The sequence below is a fragment of the Trichocoleus sp. DQ-A2 genome, assembly GCF_039961915.1.
Lineage (GTDB): Bacteria > Cyanobacteriota > Cyanobacteriia > Cyanobacteriales > FACHB-T130 > FACHB-T130.
Window position 1 is genome coordinate 132353 of the sequence record NZ_JAMPKD010000017.1, and the last position, 6390, is coordinate 138742.

The window sequence follows — 6390 nt, forward strand, 5'->3', positions numbered from 1 at the left end:
TCCTTATGCGATCGCAGGGGCGTATAGCCGTGCGTCCCATGATTTGATCCGAAATGCCATAAAAGAAGAGCGTTCTTGGGATTGAACGCTCTTTTTTGAAATTAAGAAACGGCGACTTTTCCAATATCGCCTGGGGTCAGATGGGAATGCAGCACTTGTCCATCCCGAAACCAGACGATGCGTTTGGTGAGACGAGCAACTTCGGGTTCGTGCGTAACCATGACCACAGTGATGCCGCTGGTATTCAGTTCTGTGAAGATGTCCATCACTTCTTCGGTCGTTTTGGAATCCAGTGCGCCCGTGGGTTCATCAGCAAGCAGCAAGACGGGTTTGTTGACAATCGCACGCGCGATCGCGACCCGCTGCTGTTGTCCCCCAGATAGTTGATTCGGTCGATTATTCAGTCGATGCTCTAAACCAACGCGAGTCAGAGCAACGGTTGCTCTCTGGCGTCTTTCAGCACTCGGAATACCCGCATAAACCATCGGTAGCATGACATTTTCTAACGCTGTTAGTTGTGGCAAGAGATGGAATTGTTGAAACACAAAACCAATCTTCCGATTGCGAATTCCCGCTAAGTCAGCATCTTCTAGAGAGGACACATCCACGTTATCTAAGTAATATCGTCCGTCAGTGGGTCGGTCAAGACAACCAATAATATTCATCGCAGTGGATTTGCCCGATCCAGACGCCCCCATAATCGCGCAATATTCGCCCTCCTCTACAATTAAGCTCACACCAGCAAGGGCGCGAACTTCTGTATCGCCGACGCCGTAAACCTTGGTGACATCCTCTATACGAATGACGACAGGTTTTTTTGAAGGATTAAGGGCTGAGGACTCAGGAGTGAGTTGTTGATTGCTCATTGAAGGATTGAAGAATTGCTAACTGTTCAAACGCCCTTAGTTATGAACGATGAACCATGAACATTGTTCGTGCATTTTAAGCACTCCGCAAAGCCACAATTGGGTCAAGTTTAGCGGCTCGTCGTGCCGGGACGACGCCAAAGAATAGCCCAATCCCGCCGGAGACACTGACAGCAATAACAATTGCCACGGGTGAAATGCCAGCTTTCAGAGGGGTGAAGGCACTGACGAGCGAGATCCCGCCAACGCCAATCAGAGTCCCTAATAAGCCACCCGCCGCTGAGAGAATTACCGCTTCGATGATGAATTGAATCAGGATATCTTGCTCTCGTGCGCCAATCGCCTTGCGAAGCCCGATTTCTTGGGTGCGTTCGGTGACGGAGACGAGCATAATGTTCATCACGCCAATGCCTCCGACAAACAGGGAAATAGCAGCGATCGCGGCTAACATGAATGTCAAGCCGCTGGTAATCGTGTTTACAATGCCCAAAAGGTCTTTTTGACTGCGAACTGTAAAGTCATCTTCACCGTTGATTTTGTGCCGTAGCCGCAGCAGATTTGCCACCTGAAACTGAGCGGCTCCAATGCTGGCTTCGTCTTTGGCGGAGATAGAGATTGCTGTCACTTCAAGACCATAGGGAGACGTATTTCCCACGATCCGATTCGCTAGGGTGGTGATGGGTAAATAAGCCGCTTCATCCGGATTATCTCCCAGCGCCGAACCTTTAGGTTTCATCACACCAACAACTTGAAAGCTGATATTTTTAATCCGCAGTTGTTGCCCAATCGGATCTTGATTGTCAAATAATTTATCTGCTAATTCCGACCCCAGGATGACAATTTGATTACTCCGCTTAATATCAAGCTCGGTAATAAATCGTCCTCGATCCACATCAAAACTTCTCGCTGAGAGATACTCTGGTGTTGTACCGAGAATCAATGTAGTCGTATTTTTGCTGCGGTAGGTAACTAATTGTCTGGAATTGATCTGGGGAGCGACATCTTGGATGGAAGGCACCTGAGACGCGATCGCTCTGGCATCTTCAAGAACTAGCGTTTTCGGCACCTCAAAGGTCGTATTCCGAGTTTTCTGGGAACCAGGAACCACAAACAGCACGTTTGGCCCCAACGACTCAAACTGCTCCGACGCTAGCCTTTGCGCTCCTTGTCCAATTCCCACCATCGCAATCACCGAGGCATTGCCAATCATAATGCCCAGCATCGTGAGACTGCTACGCAGTTTGTTTGCCACTAGGGTCGTGGCAGCCATTTTGACGCTTTCTACAATATCCATATTCGGTAATCGGTAATTGGTAATCGAGAAGGGGTAATCAGAAACCTGACTAATGACTAATTAGCTATTACCCATTACCAACTCTCCTTATTCCTCTGGCTTGGGTTTGCTATCTTTGGGCAAATCGATGAATACGCGATCGCCTTCGTTGATACCATCTAAAATCTGCGTTTGGTTTTCAATCGATGGGCCAATCGTCACTGCTTTAAACTGGGGTTTGTTCTCCTCATCAGGGACTAATACACCCGTCTTTCCTTTCTCGGTGACAATTGCCACGGTGGGAACGACCAAGGCATTATTCGCAGGTTTACCCAAAAAAGTCAGGTCAACATTCATTCCCGACCGCAGTTGTTCCTTACCCGTTTCCAGAGCGACCCGCACCTGAAAAGACGTGACATTTTGCTCGACCACCGCTTCCGGCGCAATCAGCTTGACCTTGCCTTTAAACACTTGGTCGGGATAGGCATCTGCCACAATCTCAACCGGCTGTCCTTGGGTAATTTGCCCAACATCAACCTCTGGGACTTTCGCCAGAATTTCTAAATCTCTGGCAATGGCAACAATCGAAGTTGAAGTGGCGGAAGCCGTAGTCGAAGCAGAAGTTGTGGGAGTGACGAAAGCGCCTTCTGTGGCGTATTTCTGCGTCACAATCCCCGAAAAGGGAGCGATGATTACCGTGTCAGAGAGCTGGACTTGCACCGCCTGCATCGAAGCTCTGGCAGCGTCAGCGGCTGCTTTTAACCCAGCAATCTCCTCTCGGCGCGTCCCATTTTCTAACTGTCGCAGGGCAGCCTGAGCTTCTGCAACATCCGCTTCGCGCTGGGAAATTTCCTCGCTGCGACCGCCCTTTTGACTTTGCTGCAAGGCAGATCGCGCTTCTGCTACCGCCGCTTGACGCTGTTGAATTTCTTGGCTGGTACGGTTTTTGAGTTGCTCCAACCGTCGTTGGGCTTCTCTCAGGTTGGCGCTGGCATTGCGGTACTCTGTCAGTACCTCATCCAACTGGTCTTTAGAAATGGCTCCTTGAGAAGCGAGCTGTTGATTGCGATTGGCTCGTTTTTGTGCCAATTCTACCCGCGCTTCGGCGGCAGAGATTTGAGCTTCGGTCTGGGCAATTTCTTCAGGACGACCAATTTGTACCGATGCTAGATTCGCTTCGGCTTGCTCCAGACGAGCTTTGAATTGGGCAATTTCTTCGGGACGACCCACCCGCGCCGCAGCTAAACGAGCTTTCGCTTGCTCTAGACGGGCTTTTGCCTGATTGATTTCTTCGGGACGGCTCCCCGCTTGTGCTTGTTGCAGTTTGGCTTGAGCTTGCTCCAGATTGGCTTTGGCTTGAAAAAATTGAGCCTGAAGCTGGGAATTCTCCATTTGGGCGATTTTTTGCCCTTGCTGGACTCTATCTCCCTGCTCGACGTATAACTTTGCCAAACGCCCAGATGTTGGAGGGCTGAGATTGACGCTTTGAACGGGCACGACGGTACCGCTAGCGATAATCCGTACTTTCAAGGTTTGCGATTTAACAGGTACGGTCAGGCTCTCAATGTCTAGTTTGGGCGTTGCCCGACCCATGATGAAATAAGTGGTAGAGCCAACTACCAAGATGCTAGACGCTATCAGCCCAATGACCCACCGAGAAGGGTTCTTGACTTTGCTTATTAGTGGAAGTTGCATTCGCGTAGTTTTTAAGTCCGGTAGTACGAATGAACAGACTGCTCAATGAGGATATTTTTAATGACGATGGGATTCAGCTTTAGCACCAAGGAGTCACACTCAACTGTATTTATCTACAGCAAGTTGCTTATTGTTTCCCTATTTTAGCGAGTTTGAACTTCCTGACGGATTGAACCTTGTTTAGTGTTTCCCGTCAATCCGTTATAGCGATCCCCAAATTGACGTGTGGCTTTGCTCTCGATTTCTGCTACGGTCAGTTAAATTATTGGTAAGGTTGCTGAACATTTCTTCTCTTCGCATTATTTCTTTGAGGCTGCACCGTGCCTAAACGTTTTTCGATATTCCCGCTTCTTGTTTTCCTTGGTTTAGGGAGCGTTGCTCTCCCCGCCTCTGGGCAAGCACTCGTGCCCTATACGCTACAAATGGAGTCAAAAGAGCTAGAGCAGCAGGGCTTGAACCTGGCACAAGATGCGGCTCAGCTAGCGCGATTCCAACAATACGATCTAGCATTGCCTAGAGCGCGATTGGCGACTCAGCTGGCTCCCACCAGTTATCAAACCTGGTTTTTACTGGGGAGTTTGTTTTTGCAAGCGCAGGAGGTAAATAATGCCATTGATGCCTTGCAACGGGCGAGAACCCTTCAACCCAACGAACCGGGGATTCTATTTGCTCTGGGAAGCGGGCACTTTCAGCAGGAAAAGTATCAGGAAGCTGTTAGTGTTTTGCAAGCTGGGTTAAAGATCAAACCCGATGTCCCGGAGGCTTTGTTTGATTTAGGCAATGCCTATTACAAACTGAAACGGTTTCCAGATGCGATCGCTCAGTACCAAAAGGCGGTTGCTAAGGAAAAGAAATTCTGGCCTGCAATTAATAATATTGGGCTAGTTAAGTACGAAATGGGCGATATAGATGGGGCGCTTAGTGAGTGGCGTTCCGCTAGCTCTCTCGATAAGGAGGCGGCAGAACCCCGGTTGGCGATGGCGGTGGCGCTGTATGCGAAGGGCGATCGCGAACAGGGTTTGTCTTTGGGAGAGGCTGCGATTCGGTTAGACAGTCGCTACGCCGATGTAAAATTTCTCCAAGAAAATCTTTGGGGCGATCGCTTACTCACAGAAACGAAAAAGTTCCTGTTAACTCCCAGAATTCAGGAAACAATTGCCCAAAATGACAACGAACCTCGACAACCGCAAAACGCCCCTGAGTGAAGCATGAAGAATAAAGGACGAAGGATAAGATTTTATCCTTCGTCCTTTATTTTTTTGCGGGTAGTTTTAAACGTAAAGGCATAGAAGCTCAGGACAAACCCACAGACACTAGATAGGGTGTAGGGTCTACGCCAAATGCATCGAGAGGGTCAACAGCTTGCTGTTTACTGTGAATGCCCGATTGCTTCGCTGTTTTACTTCCGCAGTGCGATCGCGCTTAGGAGCATCTCTGCGAGAATACACTAAATCCAGTTAACCCTCCGCAGCCAAGGCCAAACGCCTGTCTGCCTTCTCAAGATGACACCTTCACTATGTTCTTTGACGACATCCTTCAATTCTTCAGTGGTCAAGGCGTAGCCTAATTCACGAGCAACTTTTACGAATTCCTCTGGACTAGCTACTTCTTGGAATTTTTCGCGTAAACCTGGATCGTAGGTAGCAGCTTCCAGAAATTGACAGGCACTTTCTTTAGACATTTTGACAATCCCCCTACTCTACTGTGTCTTTTTTAGTTCATGCACTATAGCCATTTTAATCGTGCGCTATACTGCTGAAATTCTTTTTTAATCCTATGTTACAGACAGCCGCATCTACCAACCTGAATATTCTTTTAGAAAACCTCCTTTTCCTAGTAATTGTTACGTCTTTTCTTATCTTTGCGGGTTGGCTTTGGAGACATTCACCTCCCTTCACGATTCCTCAACCACTTCCGCCTTGGTTTAGAGCGTGGTTATTTGTTGTACTGCTAGTGGGAGTGGCGCTTCCCCTAGTAGCAATGGTTCTGTGGGGCATATGGTGGAATCATCCCAGCGTATTTCAGGTACTGGTGCCGTACTTTGTCATTTTGGGGTTACAAATTTTATCCGAAAGCGTGACAACGAGACGGTTTCAATCCTGTACGTTCGTGATGGTTCCTTGCTTATACCTTCCTTATCGCGTTTGGCAATTATATAGTGGATTGATGCTTCTGAATTGTGAGAGTGGGACAATCTGGCTACAGAAATTATTAGTGCTAGAAATTGTCCTTTGGATTTTTAATTACGGCGTACACTTGTCGCAGATTCCCCGGCTTCTTAATTGGGAAGTAAAGCCTCAAAGCGATTGAATTTTAGCAGCAGTCGTTGAAATATAAAAGGATGTGAGTAGCTAAATTATGACAGCGTATTCACATCTTAATGCCAGGAATTTATATTAATAATACTTAGTAATTATTTTGATTGGGAAATGAGAAGCACAAACTAGGGCGTGTCATCAATTAAGCCAGATGACCGTAGCAGCTAGATAAATACCGCCCAGGAAACTCTCCGCCAGCTTGTCGTAGCGTGTAGCGAGCGCTCGATACTGTTTGAGT

7 protein-coding genes are annotated in these 6390 nt (G+C 47.9%); 2 read left to right on the top strand and 5 right to left on the bottom strand.

Annotation, left to right across the window (positions count from 1 at the left end):
* Positions 1 to 101: 101 nt before the first annotated feature.
* From NC997_RS17970 to NC997_RS17980, 3 genes are all read right to left on the bottom strand, one after another.
* Positions 102 to 866, bottom strand: a complete 765-nt coding sequence (locus NC997_RS17970) for an ABC transporter ATP-binding protein (RefSeq protein WP_190434062.1) — start codon at positions 864 to 866, stop codon at positions 102 to 104.
* A gap of 76 nt (positions 867 to 942) precedes the next feature.
* On the bottom strand, positions 943 to 2160 hold the full coding sequence (locus NC997_RS17975; protein WP_190528202.1) for an ABC transporter permease: 1218 nt from the start codon (positions 2158 to 2160) through the stop codon (positions 943 to 945).
* Between the two features lie 87 nt (positions 2161 to 2247).
* On the bottom strand, positions 2248 to 3834 hold the full coding sequence (locus NC997_RS17980) for an efflux RND transporter periplasmic adaptor subunit (RefSeq protein ID WP_190413673.1): 1587 nt from the start codon (positions 3832 to 3834) through the stop codon (positions 2248 to 2250).
* Positions 3835 to 4154: 320 nt separating this feature from the next.
* Here NC997_RS17980 and NC997_RS17985 point away from each other — a divergent pair, with 320 nt between their 5' ends.
* Positions 4155 to 5039, top strand: coding sequence for a tetratricopeptide repeat protein (locus NC997_RS17985; protein ID WP_347276127.1), 885 nt, complete (start codon positions 4155 to 4157; stop codon positions 5037 to 5039).
* 242 nt (positions 5040 to 5281) lie between these two features.
* Here NC997_RS17985 and NC997_RS17990 read toward each other — a convergent pair whose 3' ends face one another.
* Complete coding sequence (locus NC997_RS17990; RefSeq protein WP_190528204.1) at positions 5282 to 5515, bottom strand: Nif11-like leader peptide family natural product precursor; 234 nt, start codon at positions 5513 to 5515, stop codon at positions 5282 to 5284.
* A 95-nt stretch (positions 5516 to 5610) separates the two neighbouring features.
* On the opposite strand from NC997_RS17990, the gene NC997_RS17995 reads away from it, so the two are divergent.
* A complete protein-coding gene (locus NC997_RS17995) occupies positions 5611 to 6144 on the top strand; it encodes a hypothetical protein (RefSeq protein WP_190528206.1) in 534 nt (177 codons plus the stop codon).
* Positions 6145 to 6290: 146 nt separating this feature from the next.
* On the opposite strand, the gene NC997_RS18000 is transcribed toward NC997_RS17995, so the two are convergent.
* A partial coding sequence (locus tag NC997_RS18000) for a transposase (protein ID WP_190524156.1) occupies positions 6291 to 6390 on the bottom strand: 100 nt, incomplete at its 5' end.